This is a genomic window from Exiguobacterium sp. ERU653 (assembly GCF_018617775.1).
GTDB lineage: Bacteria > Bacillota > Bacilli > Exiguobacteriales > Exiguobacteriaceae > Exiguobacterium > Exiguobacterium marinum.
The window spans coordinates 107,741-130,332 of record NZ_JACSKV010000001.1 but is presented as its reverse complement, the minus strand read 5'-3'; the positions used below and the strand labels follow the sequence as shown (position 1 = coordinate 130,332).

The following is a 22,592-nucleotide window of genomic DNA, read 5'->3' as shown; positions in this document are numbered from 1 at the left end:
GGAGTGAATGTGTTTTTTTCATGGCACGGTGTACCTCCCTTTCCTAAGTTACTGTCACCTTATCAGATTGAAAGCGCATTCGCAACAACCCGCCCCACAATCTCCCGTTTTTTCTACTCCTTTAGGCGGATGCGATTCATTCATCCCCGCGTTATGATGACAGTATATTCGAACAGTGAGGTGATGCATGATGCGTCGACGCATCCTCGTTCCGAGTGCCGTCTTAGCGAGCGTCGGAACGTTTATCTATACACGATTCAAACAACGGCTCCCCCGCCCGCGATTTAAATGGCCGGAACGTCCAGAACTGACAACCATTGATAAGACGCATGTGCAGGCGACATGGATTGGACATTCGACCGTCCTCATTCATTGGTACGGGCTCAAGATTTTGACGGACCCGGTCTTCTCCAAACGAATCGGTGTCCACTTAGGCCCGCTGACGATTGGCATGAAACGTCACACGGCTCCAGCCCTCTCCATCGAGGAGGTCGGACCGGTCGACGTCATCTTGCTCAGTCACGCCCATATGGACCACTTTGACCACAAAAGTCTAAAGCGACTCATCACACGCGATACAATCGTCGTTTCGGCCCCAGGGACGAGTCGACTGCTCCGAAGGTATCCGAGTATGCAAACACTTGAACTGCATCCGCATGACAAAGTCACGCTTGCGAACGGACTCGATGTCCGAGCCATCCCCGTCAAACATTGGGGCAACCGTTTCCCGTGGGACAAGCACATGGGCTACAACGGCTATTTGCTCAAATACAAAGGAATTCGAATGCTGTTTGCGGGAGACACGGCGTACACCGATTCTTTCAAAGGGCTCGCCGACCGTGAACCAATCGACCTTGCCTTCTTCCCGATTGGTGCCTATCAACCGGATTCATTCCAAGAGGCGCACTGCACACCTGAACAGGCTTGGTTGATGTACAAAGAGAGCGGAGCGAAGCGCTTCTTCCCCATGCATTGGGACACGTTCGTTCTGTCGTACGAGCCAATCGATGAGCCGTATCACCGTCTCGTAGCGGCCGCAAAAATCGATCGTGGTCAAATCGCAATCAAGACGCATGGAGAAAGCATCCGCTTATAGCTTATAGTTTATACTTTCCCTTCACCCAAAAGTTCGGTAACGTTAGAGACGAGAGGGAGGGATTTATTATGGAATGGACGACATTGAATAATACTGTCAACATGCCGATGCTCGGACTCGGTGTGTACAAGGTCGAAGATGGTGCGGTGACGGTCGACACGGTCAAAACTGCGCTCGATGCAGATTACCGATTGATCGATACGGCCGCAATTTATCAGAACGAAGAAAGCGTCGGGCAAGCGCTGCGTGAAGCAGGTGTCCCACGTGAAGAAGTTTTTGTGACGACGAAACTTTGGAATGAGTTCCATGGGTTTGACGAGGCACTTCAAGCGTTTCAGGATAGTCTCGACCGACTCGGTCTTGAGTATGTCGACTTATTCCTCATCCACTGGCCAATGCCGCGTTTTGGTAAGTTTGTCGAAACGTACAAGGCACTCGAGCAATTGTATGAGGAAGGACGAGTCCGTGCCATCGGTGTCTCGAACTTTGAGATCGAGCATTTAGAACAAATTATTCAATCCTGCTCGATTGTTCCTGCGGTGAATCAGGTCGAGATTCATCCATATTTGTCTCAAAAAGACCTGATTGCATTCTGTAAGCGATATGACATTCAAATTCAAGCGTGGAGCCCACTCATGAAAGGACGCGAAGCGCTCGAAGATGACACAATTGTCGAAATCGCGAACCGTCACGCCAAGTCTCCAGCCCAAGTTATCTTACGTTGGCACTTACAAAACGGGGTCGCCGTCATTCCAAAATCGGTTACACCGAGTCGAATCAAAGAGAACATACAGGTATTCGACTTCACGTTGACGAATGAAGAGATGGCGGCCATCGATGCGCTCAACCGTGATGAACGCACCGGCTCCGACCCGAAAGAGATGCACAAAATCCATTATTGAGGAGTGAATGACATGTTCAAAAAACTAGCTTCTGATTTGACCGGCTTCAGCGACATCGGTGAGGTGATTGACCCATCTGACTTCGATAAGGCGGATGCAGATGATTACGTCCTTCATGAGGACAATGAGAAGATATATTTCTTGATCAAGTCAAAATCAGATGAGTATTGTTTCACCAACTTGTCGATGATCCACCTCGATGGAACGAGCGCCATCAGTTCGAAGCGCGTCCTCTATCGTTATCCGTATTCGCATTATCCAATCAAGCACGTCATGTTCGAAACAGCGGGCACCGTCGACCTCGATGTCGAGGTAAAATTCACAATCGGGGATAAACCGTACTCGATTGATATCAACAAGAAGCAAATCGAACACGTGAAAGATTTATATAAGGCACTCCTCGCGATTGAAGAGATTCAACGAGAAGGTCGTCGTATGATGGAATATGCGAACACATCACTCACACACTCGGTCTCCATTTTGAGCGGACTTCGCGAAGGTGACATGAACGTGCCGAACACGTTTAAAGAGTTGAACGAGCAATCGTTCGATTGGCTCCAACGTCACTATCGTGAGTCGAATCGAAAAGATTTCGGTTCGGTGTATGAGAAGTACATCAATAACTGAAAAAGAACTCCTCACAGGAAGATTTCCTGACGAGGAGTTCTTTTACGTTTCGTCGATCAACTGCTCGGCCAATCGTTGATACAAGTGGCTCATGTGAACGGCAGACGCGATAGCGAGCGACCGCTGCACACCACCCTCTTTTTCGAGCGATGCATTCAAAAGCATGTCTGCTTGAACCTCGAACGCTTCTACATTCTTCATTTTTTGTGCCTGATACGCCTCGTAAAAGTCCTCAAGAGAGAACGTCTCGTCCGACTCATTCAACGGTCGGAGCGTTTCCTTAATATCACTAATCGATAAGAGGCCCTTCATCTCATAAATCAAACTGAGTAACATGAGATGTTCATTCGTATACTTCTTATTTTTGACGGGATGGAACAACTTGCCCTTCGCATAGTTGTTGATCATCGTCTTCGTCAAAATCGTCTCATCCTCATTCCGCTTCATTTTGCCATAATGCTGCTCGAACAATTGGATGACCTGGTCCATGTATAAGTCGATTGTTGGTAACACTTCCCGAGGAAGCGTCCCTTCTGTTTCGGCAATTTTTTTTGATTTCATCTGTTTCACCTCTCCTCTTTAGTATAAAGAACTCTTCCCGTTGTCGAAAGGTATACCTTGCTGTTTAGTCTCATTCAGTATATCATGTAGTTATCGATACTACATGATGTGATAAGGAGTGTTTTACATGAATTCAATTTTTCGGGAACCAATCAACGCGCTGACGCATCTCGCTGGAGCCTTGCTCGCTTTCGTTGCGCTCATCGCTATGGTCGTCAAAGCCTCACTGCTAGGTTCGCCACTCGCGATTATGGCCGCAATTTTATTTGGCATCAGCCTCGTCTTCCTTTATTTATCGTCTGGTCTTTACCATAGCATCATCGCTTCACCGAACGTCATTGCCTTCTTCCGGAGAATCGATCATGCGATGATTTACGCATTGATTGCGGGTACATATGCGCCTCTGACGCTACTCGCGCTCGAAGGCCCGACACGATGGGTCCTCTTCGGCACGGTACACGCACTCGCCTTGTTCGGAATCGTCTTCAAACTTGTCTGGTTCCATGCCCCGCGCTTCTTGTCGACCGCGCTCTACATCGGGATGGGCTGGTTGTCGGTCTTCTTCATCGGACCGCTCCATGATGTAATCGGGAACGCCGGCATCTTCTGGCTCGTGCTCGGAGGTGTCATGTATACGATTGGCGGACTCATTTATGGGTTCAAGCCGAAGTTCGTCAACTGGCGGGGATGGGGTTTCCATGAAGTATTCCATTTGTTCATCTTGTTCGGAAGCTTCGCCCACTTCGTCTGTGTCTTCTGGTACGTCTTTTAAGTCCTCCGCGTGGAGGGCTTTTTTTGTGAGCCGTTTCCTGTACTTTGAATTCAAGATTTTCTACACTAAGAACAGGAGGGATTCACTATGAAAATTGAAGTATGGTCAGATTATGTCTGTCCGTTTTGTTATATCGGGAAGCGTCGTTTAGAAGAAGCACTCGAACAGTTCCCCCAGGCGGACCAAGTGGAAGTCGAATTCAAGAGTTTCGAGCTCGATCCGAACGCTCCGACAAATGATTCACGTACCATCTATGAAGCGCTCGCGACGAAGTATGGCATGCCAATCGAACAAGCGAAAGGCACGACGGCACAAGTTGCTGCTCAAGCTCGCGAAGTCGGTCTCGACTATGATTTCGAGAACATGGTCGTCACAGGTACGCTCGACTCGCACCGTTTGACGCATTATGCGAAGACGGTCGGGAAAGAGAAAGAATTGTCGGAAGCGTTGCTTCAGGCTTACTTTATCGATGCCAAACACATCGGGAACCACGATGTCCTATTTGACATCGCGACAAGCGTCGGACTCGACGGTGACGCGGTACGTGATGTCTTGACGACCGACGTATATACGGATGACGTTCGTGCCGAAGAGAAGCGAGCAAGCGACCTCGGCATCACAGGTGTACCTTTCTTCGTATTCGACAATAAATACGGGGTATCCGGTGCTCAACCGACAGAAGCGTTCACGCAAGTACTCGAAAAAGTTTGGTCTGAGAACAACCCGACGATTCAAGTCCTCTCGAACGGTGCGACATGCACGGACGACAACTGTGATATTTGATTCATGAAGAAGCCGAACGTCGGCTTCTTTTTTGTGGTATTCTTCACCCCACTACTTGATAATAGTGATTAGCATATAAGAATCGAGGACTACATCTATGTGGAAAAATCGGAACGTCTGGATCATTCTGACGGGCGAATTCGTCGCCGGTCTCGGTCTATGGCTCGGCATCATCGGGAACTTGGAATTTATGCAAGACCGTGTCCCATCTGACTTTGTGAAGGCGGTCATTCTCGCCATCGGCTTACTCGCCGGGGTCGCCATCGGTCCGCTCGCGGGACGCTTGACCGACCAAGGCTCTAAGAAAAAAATCATGCTCATCTCAAGCGTCGTTCGGGCGTTTAGTGTGCTCTTCATGTTCGTTGCCATCGAAACGAATTCGGTCGTGTGGATGGTCGTCTTTTTAATTATCTTACAAGGATCGGCCGCCTTTTACTTCCCTGCTCTGCAGGCAGCGATTCCGCTCATCGTGAAAGAACGGGAACTCCTCGCCTTGAACGGCGTCCATATGAACGTCTCGACGTTGTCGCGCGTCATCGGGACGGCGATTGCCGGTGTGTTGTTGACGCTCATCTCACTTCGGAACGTCTATGCACTCTCGCTCGTCGCCTATCTGTTGCTTGCGGTTGCGACGCTGTTCTTACAGCTAGACGAAACGAAGACACCGTCGGCGAAGAAACTGGATGCGAAAGCGTCGAGCGGTTTCAAGGACGTCTTCCCCATCATCAAATCGATCCCAGTCATCTTCATGACCCTCGTCATGACGCTCATCCCGCTCCTCTTTATCGGAGGGTTCAACTTGCTCGTCATCAACATCAGTGAACTGCAAGACTCGACGGCAATTAAAGGGTGGATTTATACGGCTGAGGGACTCGCCTTTATGACAGGTGCCTTCATGATCAAGCGAATCGGAGAAAAATTCTCGGCGTTCTCGATTTTATTCTCGTTCTCGTTTTTGATTGGCGTCGCGCAACTCATGCTTTATTTCGCGGACATCCCGTTCATGTCGATTGCCGCGTTCGTCCTCTTCGGCTTCTCGGTCGGTTGCTTTTTCCCGACGGCTGTCACGATTTTTCAGACACGGATGCCAAAAGAGTATCACGGTCGCTTCTTCTCGTTCCGTAACATGCTCGATCGGATTGTCTTCCAAGTCGTCCTGCTCGTGACAGGGTTCTTCCTCGATTTGATCGGACTTCAGCTCATGGTCGTCTTGTTCGGAATCAGTTCCATCGCCATGACGGCTGCATTTCTTGTGTATACGCGAAAACATAAACTGCATATCGAAGAAGACTCTGTTGAGAAAATCTCTTCTTAATAAAAACAAGCGATGACATCGGTCATCGCTTGTTTGCGTCTTGGAGCTCTCGCCACCACGTCGTCGTATCATTTCGACCGTCGAGCGTGATGCGCTCACCAATCTTCGGAGTGAGGACGACTTCTTTCGGTAATAGCGATGCCATTTGTTCTGCCGGGTCGAACCAATCGTGGAACGACAGTGTGAACGCACCCCAATGGATCGGCATCATTTGGTCGGCACGTAGATCATGAAACGCTTGCGCCGTCTCTTCTGGCTGCATATGGACGTCCGGCCAGCGCACGTCATATTGTCCGCATTCGAGAGCGGCGAAATCAAACGGTCCGTACTGTTCACCAATCTGTTTAAAGTGAGGAGCATAGCCGCTGTCTCCGCTGAAGAAGAGACGGTCCGCCTCGCCGAGAACGACCCATGATGCCCAGAGCGTACTGTTTCGGTCCGTCAACGAACGACCGGAGAAGTGACGTGCAGGTGTGCAGACAAACGTCCAATTCCCGAACGTGTAAGACTCGTTCCAATCTCGCTCCACGATTCTCTCTGCACCGACACCCCATCGTTTCAAATGACTTCCTACACCGAGCGGCACGATGAACAAGGCGACCTTGTCTTTGAGGGCAAGGATCGTTCCATAGTCTAGATGGTCGTAATGGTCATGCGTCAATAAGACGACGTCGATCTCAGGCAAATCCTCGAGGTCGAACGGCAAGTCTTCGCTGAAGCGTTCATTTTTCGCGAACGGAAGCGGGGATGGGCTTCGTCCAAACATCGGGTCGACGAGCATCGTCTTCCCATCCATTTGCACCATGAGGGCCGAATGACCGAGCCAGTAGATTCTCGTGAAGCTTGAGCCCGTCTTCTCCTCGAAATCGATGGGCACGATCGGTAAACGTTCAGTCGGCTTGCGCAGTGAGGTCACATCACGATAGTCGCGCGCCATCGATACCATGTCCTCTGCGGAAAAGTTCATCGGCGTCTCGTATTGATTACGGAACGTTCCGTTGACCCGGTTCGGGGATTGAAGTGATTTTGGTTTACGTCCGAGTGGTTTGTACTGCGTCAGAATCGTACCAGTGACAGCCGCCATTCCGACTAATGAGAGCAACATCGTCTTTTTCATTTAGATCCTCTTTTCTACAAGTTCGTTGAATTGATTATAGCGTGCATTCCTCATTCTCATCTCGATTAGTATGCAGATTCACTAATCTTTCAAAAAAATAGAGTGTTCTTGATTTAAGTCAATGTGAACCCTCGTCCACCCTTTTATGATGGAGATAAGATTAATCGAAAGGAGTTTTTCTCATGACACATTCACCTTTACGTTCACAGCGACGTGCCGCATTCTCGTCCGGGATTGCCCTCGTCCTCATGGCACTCGTCGCCTTTTTCGCGCAAGGATATGTCTACCAATCCCTCATAATCGAAAATGATCCGATGACGACGTATCAAAACTTAATGAGTCATCCGACGTTGTTTCGTTTCGGGATCATCGGCTGGGGCATCATTGTCGGGCTAGACCTGATTGTCGCCTACGGACTATACCGTGTCTTCAAACCGCTGCATGTCACATTCGCCCTACTCATCGGAGCACTTCGATTCGTCTATACACTGATTCTCGCGTTTGCCGTTTTGCGACTCGTCGAAGCCGAACGCCTCCTCGATACATCCGCTTCAGCTAGACAAATGTATGAGACGGTCACTTCCTTTGAAGGCATTTGGTCATTCGGCTTGATTGTGTTCGGGCTTCACCTTATCGCAATCGGATGGATGGCAGTGCGGACCCGGCTTATTCCGAGAATGATCGGGATCCTGCTCCTCCTTGCCGGCTTCAGCTATACGCTCGTCCATGTCCTTTATCAATTCCCTGCAGTTGAAGGCATGACGGCAATGCTCGAACTGTTTCTCATGCTCCCAATGTTCGTCGGGGAGTTGGCCTTTGCCGTATGGTTAATTGTGAAAGGAAGAACACTTCCTATTCATGACCTCACTCGACAATCCGAAGGTGACGCATCGCCCGCTTCTTGATTCGACTAAGTGATTCCGGGGTGATGCCAAGGTAACTCGCGAGTTGATATTGAGGGACGCGATGAACCAAGTCAGGTCTCTTCTCCATCAATGCCTGATATCTCTCTTCAGGTGAAGAAGACATGAACTCAGCGAACTCATCTCGCATCGTCCCCATGTCCTCTTCAATCATGTCACGTGTCATCGCCTCAAAGATAGGATTCATCTCGTATTGTTGTTGCTCCGTCGCAAGATCACCGACGACGAGACAACATTCCTCCAGACACGATAATGAATACGGTGACCGTCCGTCCGATTGATGTTTCGTCAATATGGTGATGCTCTGTTCTTCCGTGATGAAATCGACGGTATGCTCGTTCCCTTCTTCGTCGACCTTATATTGACGAATGCAGCCACTCAGTACGAAATAGCATTTAGTCGGGACGTCTCCTTGATGTAATAAAATCGTACCTTTCGGAAATGTGGTAATCGGTACATCGGCTGTCAACCGTTCACACTCTTCGTCACTCATATCCGTAAATCGCTTCATATATTGAATCAGGACGTCTTTCACTCAACTCACTCCTTTTCAGGAAAACCGATTTATTCCCTCAAGTATAGCAGGTTTCGCCATTCAAAAAGACCTGCCCACCGCTTTGGTGAGACAGGTCTTTTGTTAAGACTTTTGCAAGATTTTAATGTCGTTGATGATGTCTTCGGTCGGGACGTTTTGGAACCCGGGATAAGCCTTCATAATCTTACCTTCCTGATCGACCAAGTAAAAATACGTGCCATGGTCGACTTGTGTGCCTTCTTCAGGCTTACGGACGAGCGCTTTGAAGTTCTCTTGAGCGAACGTCTCGATTTCGTCTTGCGAGTAGCCTGAGAGGAACTGCCAATCCGCGTTCACAAGGTCGTATCCACTCATAAACTCTTTCATCTTCTGTGGAGTATCCACTGTCGGGTCGACGCTGAACGAGACGAATTGCACATCTTCGACGCCCTCCTCCTCGAGTGCTTCATTCAGCTTCGTCATATTATACGTCATCGGCGGACAGACTGTCTCACAGCTCGTGAAGACAAAATCCACCATCCATACTTTGCCTTTTAAATCTTCGAGACTGACCATTTCTTCTTCTTGGTTCATGTATTCGAACGATTCGACTTGCCAATTGAGCGGGTCCTCAATCTCTTGTCCACATCCGGCTAGGACGATGAGCATCGTCATCAAACTACCGATCCACCATTTCTTCACGCGTTCCAACTCCTTATCTCTTTTTGACATTCCACATCAAGATTGTGATGAACGTGAAAGCTGTCAACGCGAGGAACGGAATCGTGATGAACCCGAGCCAGTTGATATATTGACCGCTACACGGAACCCCTTGTGCACAAGGTTGAATTTCTGCAAAGCCCGGCACTTTTTGTACCAAGTAATGGTAAAGTGAAACGAAACCACCTATGATAGTAAGCGGTAACACATATTTCCGCACCGTCCGATCGTCCGTGAAGACGGCAATCCCTAGGATGATCGTCAGCGGATACATAAAAATACGTTGAATCCAACATAGCTCACATGGCACGAATTCCCGGATCTCACTGAAGTAGAGACTGCCGAGCGTCGCCGTCAAAGAGACGAGCCAAGCGAGATACAAGCCATATTTTTCGTGAAATGACTTCATTTATAGGTCCTGCTCGATCAACTGTTGGATTTGTTCATAATCGAACGGGTCTTCGAGCATCACACCATTGATCATGATTGACGGTGTGAATTGCACACCGTTCTCTTTCACAAGACCATCGTCCTTGCTGACTTTTTCGAGTACGGTCGATTCTTCTCCAAGGTCTTGCTCAAGTTTTGCCAAGTCGACCGATGCCGTCTCGCTCGCGATCTCCTTCAACTTCTCGACGGTCACCCATGCGTTGTCGTGTTGCTGAGAAGCCGGTTGAGCGTCGTAGAGCGCTTTATGGAACTTCCAGAACGATTCAGGGTCTTGCTCGTATACTGATTCGGAAGCGAGTGATGCCAAAATTGATTCTTGTCCATGGAACAAGACGTTAATATAGCTGAAGCTGACGTCTTCCTTGTCAAGATAATCCGCTTTCAGTTGCGGGTAAATTGTGTCGCCCCACTGTTTGCATGATGGGCATTTATAGTCTCCGAACTCGACGATTGAGACTTTCGCTTCTGGGTCCCCAAGCGTCGGTTGCCCTTCGATGGACACATGATCGCCTCGATCGACTGTTGCCGACTCATCTTGATTGAGCAAGACGAACACGATTGCAATCAATGCGACCGCGACGATGGTCATGACGACCAACCATTGATTCTTTTTCATTCTCTTCACCTCTATTTATTTTCGACTCGTCTTTCATTATAGCGGAAGCTCTTACACCTATCATGTGTTCGACTCGTTTTTCATAATTCTCTTCATTTCAAGCTTTAGGAGGTTTTTCTCGCATGATCAAGTCTTTTACGATGCGCCTCGGTCTCATTTTGGCGCTTAGCATTGCCACGCTTGTCTTTTTACTGACGATCGCACTCACATCTCTGATCAGTCACCGGGCGTCTGACTCGCTCGAACAAGAAATCGGGGAAAGACTCTCCACGACCTCGCATCAATTGGCGGACAAACTCGACTTTTATATGTGGTCACGTTATCAAGAAGTTCAACTCTTGCAAGGACTTGATTTAGAGGAGCCGGAGGAAACACGACGACTTCTCAATCAAGTCCAATCGAACATCCCGGCATTCTCATGGATGGGTGTAACGGATGCGGACGGAACCGTCGTCGCCTCGACGAACGGCATATTAGAAGAGGCATCCATCGCCGAACGACCAGTTTATCTCGAAGCGCAAGTTGCCCCCTTTATCGGAGACGTTCACGAGGCGGTCCTCTTAGCTGAATTATTGCCGAATCCGACGGGGGAACCGCTCCAATTCGTCGATATCAGTGTCCCGTTATTTCAAGACGGGACGTTTCAAGGGGTGCTTGCCACTCATTTGAGCTGGGCTTGGGGAAAAGAAGTGCTCGAACATTTCAATCGGACGCTCCATGAACAAGTCGATGATACGGATTTATTCGTCGTCAGTGAGCGAGACAACGTTATACTCCTCGGCCCAGACGACATGGTCGGAAAACCACTTCCCGTATCGTTTACAGAAGGAGCCACCGTAAAAAAATGGGAAGATGGTCAGGACTATCTGACGGGTATGTCCATCGGAGAAGGGTATGATGAATATCCTGGACTCGGTTGGCGTGTCGTCGTCCGTCAGCCGGCAGCAGTCGCGTTCGCACCGGTCGAGACACTTGAAACGAGCATCCTGTGGATTGGCTTGTTCGCATCTCTTGTGACGGCTGTCCTCGGTTGGCTGCTCGCTTCTATCGTGACGAGACCGTTGAAGCGAATCACCGAAACGGCTTCGCTCATGGAACAAGGGAAAGCCAATAAATTTCCACATCAGTCCGGAATCGAAGAGATTGAGTCGCTCGCATTCGCCTTGGAATCACTCGTCACTTCCCTCACCGAATCAGAGTCGGAACGGGTACACTTTGAGAAACTTGCGAATCGCGATGCGTTGACCGGGCTCTCGAACCGCGTCGCTTTACGGGAACAGTTGAATCGACTATATAATTCAGAAGAGACGCATGTCTTCTTTTATATCGATCTCGACGGGTTCAAGGCGGTGAACGATACATATGGCCATGCGGTCGGGGATGCGTTGTTAGTCGAAATTTCACAACGACTCCGAACACTTACAATCGATGAGTTATACCCGGTCCGATTGAGCGGAGATGAATTTTTCCTCATGTTCCCGAGACGTGAATGTTCGGTTGAAGAAATTCATCAAATCGGTAAATCGGTCATCGACACGCTCTCACAACCGGTGACGATTGACACTACTTTCATCTCTGTTGGGGCAAGTATTGGTGCATCGATTTGGTCGCCACCTGAACCACCACATGTCGCCATCGAACAAGCGGACGACGCTTTGTATCGGTCAAAAGCGAACGGGAAACAACAGCTTTCGTTCCACGAATTGTTCGAATAATTTTGGGCGCCCATATGAAAAGGAGTTCATGCTGAACTCCTTTTCATTTTTACTCTTCAGTTTCCGTTATCATGTCATCCTGCTGCTCATTTTCCTCTTCTGGCATCGGCTCCAAATCCATCGTATACACGTATTCCTCCCCAAAGTTATTCAAGATGAACAACTCTTCTTCTGCACGTGTCGACAGTCCATTCGAAAATCCGATTGCGGCATACATTTCCTCTAACAAAACGTCCTGTTCTTTGTCAATCTCATCAAACATGGCTTTTTCCCACCGTTCAATGATTCCTCCGAGTTGAAGATAGTCATCGCTTTTGATTTTATTTTGATCGTGCAACAACTCCAAATATTCACGAACCTCTTTCAGATTTTTATGCGTCATCGGGATTGCACCCGCTTTTTCTGTCGCCAATATTTTTTGATGGGTCATCAGATGCATTGCTTCGACGAGATTCCCTTTGTTCAATTTTTTGGGGTCGTCAAAGTCGAGTCCCGTCGTTTCTTGCGGGTTGATGCGGCGCGTGACGTTTTGACGCCGTCCGAATGGGTCTTCCTCTTTGATGGTATCAATCAACTCGAGTGCACGAGTGTATTCTTCTTCCGTCAACTGTTCACGGTCGAGTTCAGCTGGATTTGGCCCCATCCAATACTGATAGAATGCATATGTAGCAACGACAATGACAACTAAGACAAGCCCCATCCAAGGAAACCATTTTCTCCATTTCATTTACCATTCACGCCCTTTTATTGATTCGCTCTATCAAGGATAACATATATACCTTGCTAAAAATTCCATAAAAAGGGTTTGATTATAACCTCACATAAAAAAGTACCCACCCCGAGATAGGAGCGAGTACTTTCTCTTCTTACGCTTCGAACAACAACTGTTCTGGATCTTCAATCATATCTTTAATGTGTTTGAGGAATGTCACAGCCTCACGACCATCAACAATTCGATGGTCATACGAGAGCGCGACGTACATCATCGGACGGTTTTCCATCGTGTCCGCATCGATGGCGACTGGGCGGAGTTGAATCGAGTGCATCCCGAGGATGGCGACTTGCGGTCCGTTCAAGATTGGCGTTGAAAGAAGTGAACCGAACACGCCCCCGTTTGTGATCGTGAACGTACCACCTGTCAGATCACTTAATCCGAGCTTGTTGTTACGCGCTTTATCCGCGAGGTGAAGGATGTCTTTTTCGATTTCCCCGAAGTTTTTACGATCCGCCTCACGGACGACCGGCACGACGAGACCGTCTGGAGCCGATACGGCAATCCCGATATCGTAATATTTCTTCAAGACGATTTCGTTACCTTGGATTTCAGCGTTCAAGTAAGGCATCCGTTTGAGCGCCGCTACCGCTGCTTTCGTGAAGAATGACATGAAGCCGAGTTTGACATCGTTGTCTTTCACGAACTTCTCTTGGCGACGTTTACGAAGTGCCATGACCGCCGACATATCGATTTCATTGAACGTCGTGAGCATCGCTGCCGTCTGTTGCACTTCGACGAGACGGTTCGCAATCGTCTGACGGCGACGCGTCATCTTGATGCGCTCTTCATCTTTGCCACTTGCGGCAGGTTGTGGTGCAGGTGCTGCAGCTGCCGGTTTTTGTTCTTTCACAGCTGGTTTGTCTTTATGTTTCGAAACATCGTGTACGTTGATGCGCCCAATTGGATCGTTCGTTTGAACGGCTGAGAGGTCGATGCCTTTCTCACGAGCAAGCTTACGTGCAGCCGGTGTCGCGATCGGTCCTTTACCAGGGCTTGCGACGTGCTCTTCACGCTTCTCGACTTTCTTGCCTTCTTCGACAGACTCTGTCTTTTTCTCAGTCGGCGCTTCTGCTTTCGTTTCTGCCGCGTTTTCTGTCTTCGTCTTCGTCGCGACAGCCGTTCCACCGCCAGAACCTGAACCGAGACGTGCGATGACTTCACCGACTTGAACCGTATCCCCTTCTCCGGCAAGTTGTTCTTCTAACACACCCGCTTCGTCAGCCGGGACTTCGATATTGACTTTATCTGTCTCGAGTTCAACGATGGCTTCCCCTTTTTCGACTTGGTCGCCCGGCTGTTTGAGCCATGTCGCGACCGTTCCTTCCGTAATGGACTCTGCTAATTCCGGTACTTTGATTTCGATCACAATGAGTTCCCCCTTAACTTATTTACGATCTTTTTGATATGTGCTCGTGCCTGCACCGCTCGAGACGACGTCACGAGCGAGTGCTTCACGGATGATGCGTGCTTGTTCTTGTTTATGGGCTGTCGGATTTCCTTCAGCCGGGCTTGAACGACGGCGACGACCGATGTAACGGACGTCGAGGCGATTCGTTGTGACCGCTTCAAGGCGGGGCTCGATGTATGACCAAGCTCCCATATTTTTCGGTTCTTCCTGTACCCAGACGATTTCACGCGCGTTCGGATAGCGACTGATAACGTCACGAATCTCGCGTACCGGGAACGGATAAATTTCTTCGACACGGATGATATGGAGAAAGTCGAGTGATTCCTCTGACTTGCCGACTGCTTCTGCGAGATCGATTGCCATCTTTCCTGTGCAGAAGACGAGACGTTCCACCTGCTCGGTGCTCTCACCGAGACCTGGTTGTTCAATGATCGGTTTGAATCCCTCTTCCGTGAACGCCTCGACTGGTGATGTGGCGAGTGGATGACGGAGCAGGCTCTTCGGCGTCATGATAATCATCGGACGAATCTCTTCTTTTCCGAGCATCTCGGCTTGGCGACGGAGAATATGGAAGTACTGTGCCGCTGACGAAAGGTTTGCGACAGTCCAGTTTTTCTCTCCGGCTAGTGTCAAGTAACGCTCCATCCGAGCACTCGAGTGCTCCGGTCCTTGTCCTTCGTATCCGTGTGGTAAGAGCATGACGAGGCCTGATTTTTGACCCCATTTAGCACGTCCCGCTGAGATGAACTGATCAAACATGACTTGAGCCGAATTCGCAAAGTCACCGTATTGTGCTTCCCACAGTACGAGCGTGTCTTGTGCAAATACGTTATAGCCATATTCAAAACCGAGCACCGAACCTTCTGAAAGTGGGCTGTTATAGACCGAGAACGACGCTTTCGCTGTCGACAATTGGTGGAGTGGCGAGAACTTCTTCCCTGACTCGACATCGTTCAACATGATGTTTCGTTGTGCGAACGTTCCACGTTCCGAATCTTGACCGCTCAAGCGTACGGGCGTACCATCTGAAAGAATCGAAGCAAAGGCAAGCGTTTCCGCGTGACCCCAGTCGATTTTTCCACCTTCGTTGAAGGCCTCGCGGCGACGGTCGAGTACTTTTTGAAGCTTATGGAAGACACCAAACCCTTCTGGCCAGTCAAGCAACTCTTCGTTCAATTGAGTGAGCAAATCGTGCCCTACAGTCGTGTCGATTTTCGGGAATCCTTTATGGACAGCTTCCGGCAAGACGATGTCCGCGTCTACTTCCTCAGGAGGAACAAGATCGCGGGCTGCTTTGAGCGCCTCTTCGATGTTTTGTTCAACTTGCGCTTTCTCTTCTTTCGTCATAACGCCTTCTGCTTCAAGCTGTGCAGCATAGACGTGACGGACAGATTGATGTCCCTTGATCGCTTTATAAAGAACAGGGTTCGTGTTCATCGGTTCGTCCATTTCGTTGTGACCGTAACGGCGATATCCGATTAAATCGACTAAGATATCTTTATGGAATTTGGTACGATACTCACTGATCAACTTCGCGACGGCGACACACGCTTCCGGGTCATCCGCATTCACGTGTAAGACTGGGATTTCATATCCTTTGGCGATATCACTCGCGTAACGTGTCGAACGTGAATCGTTCGGGTCCGTCGTGAAACCGATTGTGTTGTTGGCGATGACATGAACCGTCCCACCTGTACGGTAACCCGTCAAATTCGTCATGTTGAGCGTCTCAGCGACAATTCCTTGTCCTGGGAAGGCCGCATCCCCGTGAATCAAAATCGAAGCCGCCAAATCATCGTGCTGAACAGCCGATCCTTTCTCAGAACGGTCATCTTGCGCGGCACGCGTGTAACCTTCAACAACGGAGCCGACAAATTCGAGGTGACTCGGGTTGTTCGCTAAGTTGAGTCGAACTTCTTTTTGTTGTTCAACCACTTTACGGTCAAGACCGAGGTGATACTTCACGTCGCCCGTCCAGCCGAAGTTGATGCCGATCGACCCTTCAGACGGAATCAATTCTTTGTTCGGTGCGTGCTGGAACTCCGCGAAAATCATCTCATACGGTTTACCGAGTACGTGGGCAAGTACATTCAAACGTCCACGGTGGGCCATTCCGATATTGATATGTTCAGAACCGCTCGAGATGAGTCCTCCGACCATGGCATCGAGTAATGGCACCATCGCATCCAATCCTTCGATGGAGAAGCGTTTTTGTCCGACATATGTTTTATGAAGGAATGACTCAAACAGTTCTGTCTCAGCAAGACGTGTGAATAATTCTACTTTTTCTTCTTTTGAGAATTTTTGCATCAACGCGCCTTGTTCGACTTGGCGGCGAATCCACTTCTTCTCTTCCATATCGTCTAAGTGACGAAGTTCGATGGCGACCGTCCCTGTGTAGACGTCAAGTAAGTGACGGAATAACTCGAGAGCACTCGCATCTGGTTTCGGTGCATCGTCTGACAAAAGGCGTGCTGGAATTTGCAACAAATCTTCTTCTGTCAAATCGTAACGTGACAGTTCGAACAATTCCTGCTCTCGCGGATGGTCTTTCAGTGGATAAATATCGGCCGCTTTGTGACCGAAAGCACGGATATCATTGACAAGGCGTGTCGCAGAGACGACCTTCTCCAAATCAAACGATGGACCCGAGACCGATGCTTCTGCCGGTGATGCTACTGGCGCCCCATTCTCGTCGAAGTAACGACGAGTCTCCTCATCGACCGTTGATGGGTCTTCCAAATATTGCTCGTACAGTTCAATGATGTAGCCTAAGTTAGGACCATAAAATGCTTGCGATTTCTCGTGGACATTCGACGACTCTCCCATTGAATAAATCCCCCTTATCCATTCCTAAACGTTCTATCTGTGAACGCTTTCATTTTAACATGTAGCCCGAAGCCGTTCACTTATCTCTTACCCTAGTGAACAAAACAAAATCTTGCCTCTTACGCTCACCTTCATACTACACCTTTCATGGCGGAAAGACCCTTACAAATTCACAATTCGTCCATACTATTTCAATAAGTTTTGCTTATCGATAAATTGTGTCACGAAGCATTTGTTTCAAAAATTTCAAAAAAAGATGAAACCTTATTTCAAACAAGCCCGTAGAAGGGGATGTAGGAAGCACACTAACACATTTAAAAGAAAGCTAGGTGACAACATGTTATCCGTACAGAATGTTCACAAGAAAATGGGAAAAGCGACGGTTTTGACGAATGTCAGTTTTGATGTCGTTCCAGGTGAGATTTTTGGTTTTCTCGGCCCAAACGGCGCGGGGAAGACAACAACGATACGTATTATCACAGGTCTCATGCCGGCCACTCACGGGACCGTAACCGTCGACGGATATGACGTCGCGAACAGTCGCCAAGAGGCGCTGAGCCGAATCGGTGCCATCGTCGAGAATCCGGCGTTTTACCCGTACATGACAGGACGAGAAAACTTGATTCATGCCATGAACTTGATCCCGAATTTGAAAAAAGTCGACTTGAACGCGCTCGGCGCACTCGTCGGTCTCGACGGAAAACTCGAGATGAAAGTGAAACAGTACTCGCTCGGGATGAAGCAACGTCTCGGGATTGCCCGTGCTTTGTTGCATAATCCAAAAGTTCTCATTTTAGATGAGCCGACGAACGGTCTCGACCCAGCTGGAATCGCCGACCTTCGGAATTACTTACGCCACCTCGCTGACCATCGCGGGATCGCCATCCTCATCTCAAGTCATTTGTTGAGTGAGATGGAATTGATTACGGACCGCTTCGCCATTATTGACCAAGGGCAAATCAAATCGGTAGAAGATGGACAAACGAAAGCCGAGAGTGTCATCCTTTGTAAAGTTGCCAAAGAACAGATGAACGATGCACTCGACGTCGCTGCACTCGCCTTTGATGACGTGAAAATCGTCCAGCAGTCTGCCGAGTCGTTCATCGTACCGCGTCAGGAGACGGATATCCCAATCTTATTGAAACAATTAATCGAGCGAGACATCGCCGTCTATCAAATCGGTATGAAGCACGAGTCGCTCGAAGAACAATTCTTGAAATTGACGAAAAAAGAAGGAGGTACGAACAATGCGTTCATTACTCAGCAATGAATGGATGAAATGGCGTCGTACGATTAAACCATATGTCGCCTTAGGTGTATACGCGGCGATCATCCTCATCGTATACGCTGTATTGGCAAGCGGAGACGGTACACCGGAAGCGGCATCGTTCTTTGAATTTTCAACAATGGGCGCTATCGCCTTCCTGAGTATTTTTACAATCGTCTTCACGGCTGAGATGGTCGGGAACGAACTGAAGTTCGATACGCTGAAGCATCTCTTGATGAGTCCTTATTCTCGTGACCGTATCTTGTTATCTAAACTCGTCATGGCCGTCCTCGTCATGTTGCTACAATTCGTCTTCATCTTAGTCGTCGCGTTCGGGTTCTCACTCACGTTAGACGGTTCTGTCACATGGGACGTCGTACGACCAATCCTCATCAGTGTGAGCGGACCGATCTTCATCATCTTCTTGACGCTCATGTTCTCGGTCGTCTTCAAGTCGGTCGGTGTCGTCATCGGTTTCACGGTGCTCGCGAATTTCGCGTCAAGTATCATCGGCGGACTTCTCGTCGCATGGAAACCTGAGCTTGCGAAATGGATCGTCTTCTTGCATACGGACCTCTCAATCTATGACGTCAACCCAGAGTTTATGAAAGCGATGGATGCTACGATCGGCTTCTCGATCTTCTACGTCGCCCTTCATATCGTCGCATTTTACCTCATCACGGCGTTCATGTTCCGTAGCAAAACGTTCGCGGAATAAACAAAAAACCTCTATTGATTCGACACGTTCGAATCAATAGAGGTTTTTGTTGTCTGAATCTGCATGTGTGACGATTCTCTTTCCCTTTTGTCACATAAACTCAATATTCTGGAAGACGTCTCTAGCAAGCATACGATATGATGAAGGTAATAGGTTGAAAAAAAAGGATGTGACAATATGGCTCTCACGATCGGTTTAGCATTGCTCGTCTGTTTGATCGCGCTCATTTTCACCATCATGGTCGGGCTCGGGAAAGACCGTTCCACGTACAGCCAAAAGAAAAGCTTGTCGATGGTTTCTTGGCTCTACATCATCTTGCTCCCCGTCTCGTTCATCGGACTCGGTCTGCTTTACTATTTCATTACGAAATAATCGAAAAAATCACGATGCCTACACGCTAGGCATCGTGATTTTTTTATGCGATCAAGTCGCTCCAAATTTTGATGGTGCTCGCTAAAATAAGTAGCGCCAAAATCCATTGAAGTGCTTTCGTATTCATGTTTTTGCCGACGTTTGCTCCGATCGGTGCGGCAATCAAACTCGCGATGATCATGATGATAGCCGGTTCCCAGACGATTTGGTCGGTAATGATTTTTCCGAATGTCGAACCGATTGACGAGATGAACGTGATGGCAAGTGAACTGGCAATCGCCATCTTTGTCGGGATGCGTAAGACGACGAGCATAATCGGCATGAGAATGAATGCACCCGCCGCCCCGACGATACCAGCCGCGATTCCTACGACGAACGCTGAACTTGCCGCAATCACTTTGTTGAACTGCACTTGGTCGAGTGGCATATCATCCACTTGCGGTTTCGGCAAGAACATCATAATCGTTGCAATCGTGGCGAGTACAGCGTAAACAACATTAATCATCGTCTCCGAAAGAATCGTCGATCCATACCCTCCAATAAAGCTACCAATCAATACTGCTACACCCATGTAGAGAATCAATTGCTTGTTTAAGTATCCACCTTTACGATAAGCGTAAATCCCACCGATAGTTGCAAAGAATACTTGAATCGCACTGATTCCTGAAACTTCGTGTGCGCTGAATGCAGCAAATCCTAAAAGTGGTGGAATGTACAACAACATCGGATATTTGATGATGGATCCTCCAATTCCGACCATTCCAGAAATAAATGATCCGATAAATCCTATTAAAAAAATTGTAATGATAAAACCGAACTCCATATAGACTCCTCCATTTAGTTTATTGTTCTCTGATTATTCATTCGCTTCCCAAGAAATCATACCGCCTGAAACGTCATAAATTTCTGTATAGCCGGCGTCTTGTAACTGTGTGGCAGCTTGGGCACTTCGGTTACCACTCCGACAAATAACGTAAATCGGTTCGTCTTTCGGATACGATAATTGGGTAGCATCTAATGAAGAAAGTGGTGCATTCACCGCTCCTGCAATATGCCCCCCCTCGTATTCAGACACTTCACGTACGTCAAGGAGTGTTATTTCCTCGTTTTCCAATTTGTTTTGTAGAGTTTTTGTATCAATCTTCACAATATCATCCTTTTCAGATGTGATTACAAAGATAAAAATACCCATTAAAGCCACAATTCCGACAAATAAGGAATTTTTCTTCATCTTTTCTCCTCCAATTCTTTTCACTTGCGCTCATTATACCTTAGGGGGTATATTAAAGCCAACGAAACATTCTCGTTGCCAAATCACTAGGAAATGAAAAGGAGATCAATGACTTATGAAGACGATTACGACTACTGAATTAGAAGCGTTACTTCAAGCAGACGATTCACTCAACTTAATCGATGTTCGCGAGACAGATGAATATGCTGGAGGTCACATCAAACAAGCGAAAAACGTACCACTTTCTGAATTCGGGGCAAAAGTCGATGAGCTCGATCGCTCTAAACCGATTCACGTTATTTGCGCAGCTGGCGGACGCAGCATGAATGCATCTGCTTATCTCGACTCACTCGGGTTCGATGTCACGAACGTCGATGGCGGGATGATGAGCTGGCAAGGCGAAGTCGAATAAACCATTACTTTAGGTCATAGGGGGAAATTCACATGTTATTACGTTATTTTTATGATGAAAAATTAGCACAAGCTTCATATATGGTCGGTTGCCAAATGACGGGAGAAGCGATTGTCATCGACCCGGCCCGCAACATCGAACCATACCTTCAGGAAGCTAAAAAAGAAGGCATGAACATTGTTGCAACGGCAGAGACTCACATCCATGCAGACTTTGTGTCCGGTTCACTCGAACTCGCGAAACGCACAGGCTCAAAAGCATATCTATCTGATGAAGGAGATGCTTCATGGAAGTATGCGTTCGCGAAAGACATCGATTCACAACTCGTCAAAGACGGTGAGACGTTCAAAATCGGAAACGTGACACTCGAAGTCATGCACACACCTGGCCATACACCAGAGCATATCTCGTTCTTATTGTATGACCGCAATCAAACACAACCGATGGGAATCTTCACAGGGGACTTCGTCTTTGTCGGCGATATCGGTCGCCCTGACCTTCTCGAAGAAGCAGCAGGTGTAAAAGGAACGACGGCAATCGGCGCAGAACAAATGTTTGATTCGCTCAAAAAATTCGTAGCTCTACCAGACTTCGTTCAAGTATGGCCTGGACACGGCGCAGGTAGCGCTTGCGGGAAAGCGCTCGGTGCGGTTCCTACGTCAACGGTCGGTTACGAGAAAGCGACGAACTGGGCGCTACAGATGACGGACAAAGATGCCTTCATCAAAGAGTTGACAACCGATCAACCCGAACCACCGAACTACTTCGCGATGATGAAAAAAGTGAACAAGGAAGGCATCCAAGTCACGACTGAAATTACTCGGCCTGAAGTCGTCGAATCGAATCGTCTCGATACACTCGTCGAAGAGACGCAAGTCGTCGACACGCGTAAAGGTGAGGACTTCGCGAACGGACACGTACCAGGGACGATTAACATCCCGTACAACAACAAGTTCGTCTCGTGGGCGGGGTGGCTCGTCAACTTCGACAAAGATATCACACTCATCGCAAGTGCTGAGGACATCGATCAAGTGCAAACGGACCTTCAATCGATTGGCCTTGACCGTCTTCGTTTCATCGTTCCAGTCGAAGAACTCGAAGCATCGCTCTTGACGGAAACGTATACGGACGTGACGGCAGAACAAGCGATTGAAGCTGCTGAAAAAGGAGACGTCTTCGTTCTCGACGTTCGAAACGCGACAGAATGGAACGCAAGCCATTACGAAAAGGCAGAGCGCATCTTGCTCGGAAAACTCGCACGTGACCATGAAGGTCTTCCGACAGACCAAACGATTGCGGTTCATTGTGCTTCAGGCGTCCGCTCACGCATGGCGGCAAGTGTCCTTCAATCGCTCGGCTACAAAAACATCCACAACGTCCTTGGTGGCTACGGTGCGATGAAGACTGTCTTGAACGCTCAACAAATCAAGTAATGCTATACTGACTATGAATATGGCGCCCGCTTCGAG

24 protein-coding genes are annotated in these 22,592 nt (G+C 48.5%); 13 read left to right on the top strand and 11 right to left on the bottom strand.

Annotation, left to right across the window (positions count from 1 at the left end; translation table 11 throughout):
* The first annotated feature begins 190 nt into the window (after nt 1-190).
* The 3 genes from KNO95_RS00695 to KNO95_RS00685 all read left to right on the top strand — a co-directional run bounded on the left by KNO95_RS00695 (nt 191) and on the right by KNO95_RS00685 (nt 2,625).
* Nucleotides 191-1,096: an MBL fold metallo-hydrolase gene (locus KNO95_RS00695; RefSeq protein ID WP_235181859.1), complete on the top strand. Its 906-nt coding sequence runs from the start codon at nt 191-193 to the stop codon at nt 1,094-1,096.
* 68 nt (nt 1,097-1,164) lie between these two features.
* Entirely contained in the window at nt 1,165-1,998 is an 834-nt protein-coding gene (locus KNO95_RS00690) for an aldo/keto reductase (protein ID WP_026826583.1), read from the top strand.
* 12 nt (nt 1,999-2,010) lie between these two features.
* Nucleotides 2,011-2,625: a PH domain-containing protein gene (locus KNO95_RS00685; RefSeq protein ID WP_026826584.1), complete on the top strand. Its 615-nt coding sequence runs from the start codon at nt 2,011-2,013 to the stop codon at nt 2,623-2,625.
* A gap of 42 nt (nt 2,626-2,667) precedes the next feature.
* Here the strand turns inward: KNO95_RS00685 and KNO95_RS00680 are convergent, their stop codons facing one another.
* Nucleotides 2,668-3,186, bottom strand: a complete 519-nt coding sequence (locus KNO95_RS00680; protein WP_214702532.1) for a DUF1836 domain-containing protein — start codon at nt 3,184-3,186, stop codon at nt 2,668-2,670.
* Nucleotides 3,187-3,313: 127 nt separating this feature from the next.
* Here KNO95_RS00680 and trhA point away from each other — a divergent pair, with 127 nt between their 5' ends.
* The 3 genes from trhA to KNO95_RS00665 all read left to right on the top strand — a co-directional run bounded on the left by trhA (nt 3,314) and on the right by KNO95_RS00665 (nt 6,056).
* The gene (gene trhA, locus KNO95_RS00675) at nt 3,314-3,958 is read left to right on the top strand and encodes a PAQR family membrane homeostasis protein TrhA (RefSeq protein WP_026826586.1); all 645 of its coding nucleotides are present in this window, start codon (nt 3,314-3,316) and stop codon (nt 3,956-3,958) included.
* A gap of 87 nt (nt 3,959-4,045) precedes the next feature.
* Complete coding sequence (locus tag KNO95_RS00670; protein WP_026826587.1) at nt 4,046-4,741, top strand: DsbA family oxidoreductase; 696 nt, start codon at nt 4,046-4,048, stop codon at nt 4,739-4,741.
* Between the two features lie 97 nt (nt 4,742-4,838).
* A complete protein-coding gene (locus KNO95_RS00665) occupies nt 4,839-6,056 on the top strand; it encodes an MFS transporter (protein WP_214878127.1) in 1,218 nt (405 codons plus the stop codon).
* 22 nt (nt 6,057-6,078) lie between these two features.
* On the opposite strand, the gene KNO95_RS00660 is transcribed toward KNO95_RS00665, so the two are convergent.
* Nucleotides 6,079-7,173: an MBL fold metallo-hydrolase gene (locus tag KNO95_RS00660; protein WP_214700572.1), complete on the bottom strand. Its 1,095-nt coding sequence runs from the start codon at nt 7,171-7,173 to the stop codon at nt 6,079-6,081.
* 182 nt (nt 7,174-7,355) lie between these two features.
* Here KNO95_RS00660 and KNO95_RS00655 point away from each other — a divergent pair, with 182 nt between their 5' ends.
* Entirely contained in the window at nt 7,356-8,078 is a 723-nt protein-coding gene (locus KNO95_RS00655; protein WP_214878125.1) for a DUF4386 domain-containing protein, read from the top strand.
* Here KNO95_RS00655 and KNO95_RS00650 read toward each other — a convergent pair.
* The 4 genes from KNO95_RS00650 to KNO95_RS00635 all read right to left on the bottom strand — a co-directional run bounded on the left by KNO95_RS00650 (nt 8,038) and on the right by KNO95_RS00635 (nt 10,396).
* Nucleotides 8,038-8,631, bottom strand: a complete 594-nt coding sequence (locus tag KNO95_RS00650; RefSeq protein WP_026826590.1) for a Crp/Fnr family transcriptional regulator — start codon at nt 8,629-8,631, stop codon at nt 8,038-8,040. The genes KNO95_RS00655 and KNO95_RS00650 overlap by 41 nt on opposite strands.
* Nucleotides 8,632-8,733: 102 nt before the next feature.
* Nucleotides 8,734-9,321, bottom strand: coding sequence for an SCO family protein (locus tag KNO95_RS00645; protein ID WP_274357262.1), 588 nt, complete (start codon nt 9,319-9,321; stop codon nt 8,734-8,736).
* Between the two features lie 4 nt (nt 9,322-9,325).
* Entirely contained in the window at nt 9,326-9,739 is a 414-nt protein-coding gene (locus KNO95_RS00640; protein ID WP_026826592.1) for a disulfide oxidoreductase, read from the bottom strand.
* On the bottom strand, nt 9,740-10,396 hold the full coding sequence (locus tag KNO95_RS00635) for a DsbA family protein (protein ID WP_026826593.1): 657 nt from the start codon (nt 10,394-10,396) through the stop codon (nt 9,740-9,742).
* Nucleotides 10,397-10,518: 122 nt separating this feature from the next.
* Between KNO95_RS00635 and KNO95_RS14430 the strand changes: the two genes are divergently transcribed.
* Nucleotides 10,519-12,111, top strand: a complete 1,593-nt coding sequence (locus KNO95_RS14430) for a diguanylate cyclase domain-containing protein (protein WP_214878123.1) — start codon at nt 10,519-10,521, stop codon at nt 12,109-12,111.
* Nucleotides 12,112-12,160: 49 nt separating this feature from the next.
* On the opposite strand, the gene KNO95_RS00625 is transcribed toward KNO95_RS14430, so the two are convergent.
* The 3 genes from KNO95_RS00625 to KNO95_RS00615 all read right to left on the bottom strand — a co-directional run bounded on the left by KNO95_RS00625 (nt 12,161) and on the right by KNO95_RS00615 (nt 17,123).
* Nucleotides 12,161-12,838 carry a DUF6241 domain-containing protein gene (locus KNO95_RS00625; protein ID WP_152538893.1) on the bottom strand — a complete coding sequence of 226 codons (678 nt, stop codon included), beginning with the start codon at nt 12,836-12,838 and terminating at the stop codon, nt 12,161-12,163.
* A 139-nt stretch (nt 12,839-12,977) separates the two neighbouring features.
* Nucleotides 12,978-14,252 (bottom strand): 2-oxoglutarate dehydrogenase complex dihydrolipoyllysine-residue succinyltransferase, encoded by a 1,275-nt coding sequence (gene odhB / locus KNO95_RS00620; RefSeq protein ID WP_214878121.1) that lies wholly within the window; start codon nt 14,250-14,252, stop codon nt 12,978-12,980.
* A gap of 18 nt (nt 14,253-14,270) precedes the next feature.
* Nucleotides 14,271-17,123, bottom strand: coding sequence for a 2-oxoglutarate dehydrogenase E1 component (locus KNO95_RS00615; RefSeq protein WP_214878119.1), 2,853 nt, complete (start codon nt 17,121-17,123; stop codon nt 14,271-14,273).
* 337 nt (nt 17,124-17,460) lie between these two features.
* On the opposite strand from KNO95_RS00615, the gene KNO95_RS00610 reads away from it, so the two are divergent.
* The 3 genes from KNO95_RS00610 to KNO95_RS00600 all read left to right on the top strand — a co-directional run bounded on the left by KNO95_RS00610 (nt 17,461) and on the right by KNO95_RS00600 (nt 19,480).
* On the top strand, nt 17,461-18,393 hold the full coding sequence (locus KNO95_RS00610) for an ABC transporter ATP-binding protein (protein WP_026826598.1): 933 nt from the start codon (nt 17,461-17,463) through the stop codon (nt 18,391-18,393).
* Nucleotides 18,371-19,108: an ABC transporter permease gene (locus KNO95_RS00605; RefSeq protein WP_214878117.1), complete on the top strand. Its 738-nt coding sequence runs from the start codon at nt 18,371-18,373 to the stop codon at nt 19,106-19,108. The genes KNO95_RS00610 and KNO95_RS00605 overlap by 23 nt, the downstream gene beginning before the upstream one ends.
* Nucleotides 19,109-19,285: 177 nt before the next feature.
* The gene (locus tag KNO95_RS00600) at nt 19,286-19,480 is read left to right on the top strand and encodes a hypothetical protein (RefSeq protein ID WP_026826600.1); all 195 of its coding nucleotides are present in this window, start codon (nt 19,286-19,288) and stop codon (nt 19,478-19,480) included.
* A 43-nt stretch (nt 19,481-19,523) separates the two neighbouring features.
* Here KNO95_RS00600 and KNO95_RS00595 read toward each other — a convergent pair whose 3' ends face one another.
* Entirely contained in the window at nt 19,524-20,303 is a 780-nt protein-coding gene (locus KNO95_RS00595) for a sulfite exporter TauE/SafE family protein (RefSeq protein ID WP_026826601.1), read from the bottom strand.
* A 33-nt stretch (nt 20,304-20,336) separates the two neighbouring features.
* A complete protein-coding gene (locus tag KNO95_RS00590) occupies nt 20,337-20,711 on the bottom strand; it encodes a rhodanese-like domain-containing protein (protein ID WP_251129212.1) in 375 nt (124 codons plus the stop codon).
* Nucleotides 20,712-20,826: 115 nt separating this feature from the next.
* Between KNO95_RS00590 and KNO95_RS00585 the strand changes: the two genes are divergently transcribed.
* On the top strand, nt 20,827-21,123 hold the full coding sequence (locus KNO95_RS00585; RefSeq protein ID WP_214700558.1) for a rhodanese-like domain-containing protein: 297 nt from the start codon (nt 20,827-20,829) through the stop codon (nt 21,121-21,123).
* Nucleotides 21,124-21,155: 32 nt separating this feature from the next.
* The gene (locus KNO95_RS00580) at nt 21,156-22,556 is read left to right on the top strand and encodes an MBL fold metallo-hydrolase (RefSeq protein ID WP_214700557.1); all 1,401 of its coding nucleotides are present in this window, start codon (nt 21,156-21,158) and stop codon (nt 22,554-22,556) included.
* Nucleotides 22,557-22,592: the final 36 nt, after the last annotated feature.

Coding starts and splice junctions, on each gene's coding strand:
- KNO95_RS00695 (WP_235181859.1), top strand. CDS start 191: ATGCGTCGACGCATCCTCGTTCCGAGTGCCGTCTTAGCGAGCGTCGGA.
- KNO95_RS00690 (WP_026826583.1), top strand. CDS start 1,165: ATGGAATGGACGACATTGAATAATACTGTCAACATGCCGATGCTCGGA.
- KNO95_RS00685 (WP_026826584.1), top strand. CDS start 2,011: ATGTTCAAAAAACTAGCTTCTGATTTGACCGGCTTCAGCGACATCGGT.
- KNO95_RS00680 (WP_214702532.1), bottom strand. CDS start 3,186: ATGAAATCAAAAAAAATTGCCGAAACAGAAGGGACGCTTCCTCGGGAA.
- trhA (WP_026826586.1), top strand. CDS start 3,314: ATGAATTCAATTTTTCGGGAACCAATCAACGCGCTGACGCATCTCGCT.
- KNO95_RS00670 (WP_026826587.1), top strand. CDS start 4,046: ATGAAAATTGAAGTATGGTCAGATTATGTCTGTCCGTTTTGTTATATC.
- KNO95_RS00665 (WP_214878127.1), top strand. CDS start 4,839: ATGTGGAAAAATCGGAACGTCTGGATCATTCTGACGGGCGAATTCGTC.
- KNO95_RS00660 (WP_214700572.1), bottom strand. CDS start 7,173: ATGAAAAAGACGATGTTGCTCTCATTAGTCGGAATGGCGGCTGTCACT.
- KNO95_RS00655 (WP_214878125.1), top strand. CDS start 7,356: ATGACACATTCACCTTTACGTTCACAGCGACGTGCCGCATTCTCGTCC.
- KNO95_RS00640 (WP_026826592.1), bottom strand. CDS start 9,739: ATGAAGTCATTTCACGAAAAATATGGCTTGTATCTCGCTTGGCTCGTC.
- KNO95_RS00635 (WP_026826593.1), bottom strand. CDS start 10,396: ATGAAAAAGAATCAATGGTTGGTCGTCATGACCATCGTCGCGGTCGCA.
- KNO95_RS14430 (WP_214878123.1), top strand. CDS start 10,519: ATGATCAAGTCTTTTACGATGCGCCTCGGTCTCATTTTGGCGCTTAGC.
- KNO95_RS00625 (WP_152538893.1), bottom strand. CDS start 12,838: ATGAAATGGAGAAAATGGTTTCCTTGGATGGGGCTTGTCTTAGTTGTC.
- KNO95_RS00615 (WP_214878119.1), bottom strand. CDS start 17,123: ATGGGAGAGTCGTCGAATGTCCACGAGAAATCGCAAGCATTTTATGGT.
- KNO95_RS00610 (WP_026826598.1), top strand. CDS start 17,461: ATGTTATCCGTACAGAATGTTCACAAGAAAATGGGAAAAGCGACGGTT.
- KNO95_RS00605 (WP_214878117.1), top strand. CDS start 18,371: ATGCGTTCATTACTCAGCAATGAATGGATGAAATGGCGTCGTACGATT.
- KNO95_RS00600 (WP_026826600.1), top strand. CDS start 19,286: ATGGCTCTCACGATCGGTTTAGCATTGCTCGTCTGTTTGATCGCGCTC.
- KNO95_RS00595 (WP_026826601.1), bottom strand. CDS start 20,303: ATGGAGTTCGGTTTTATCATTACAATTTTTTTAATAGGATTTATCGGA.
- KNO95_RS00590 (WP_251129212.1), bottom strand. CDS start 20,711: ATGAAGAAAAATTCCTTATTTGTCGGAATTGTGGCTTTAATGGGTATT.
- KNO95_RS00585 (WP_214700558.1), top strand. CDS start 20,827: ATGAAGACGATTACGACTACTGAATTAGAAGCGTTACTTCAAGCAGAC.
- KNO95_RS00580 (WP_214700557.1), top strand. CDS start 21,156: ATGTTATTACGTTATTTTTATGATGAAAAATTAGCACAAGCTTCATAT.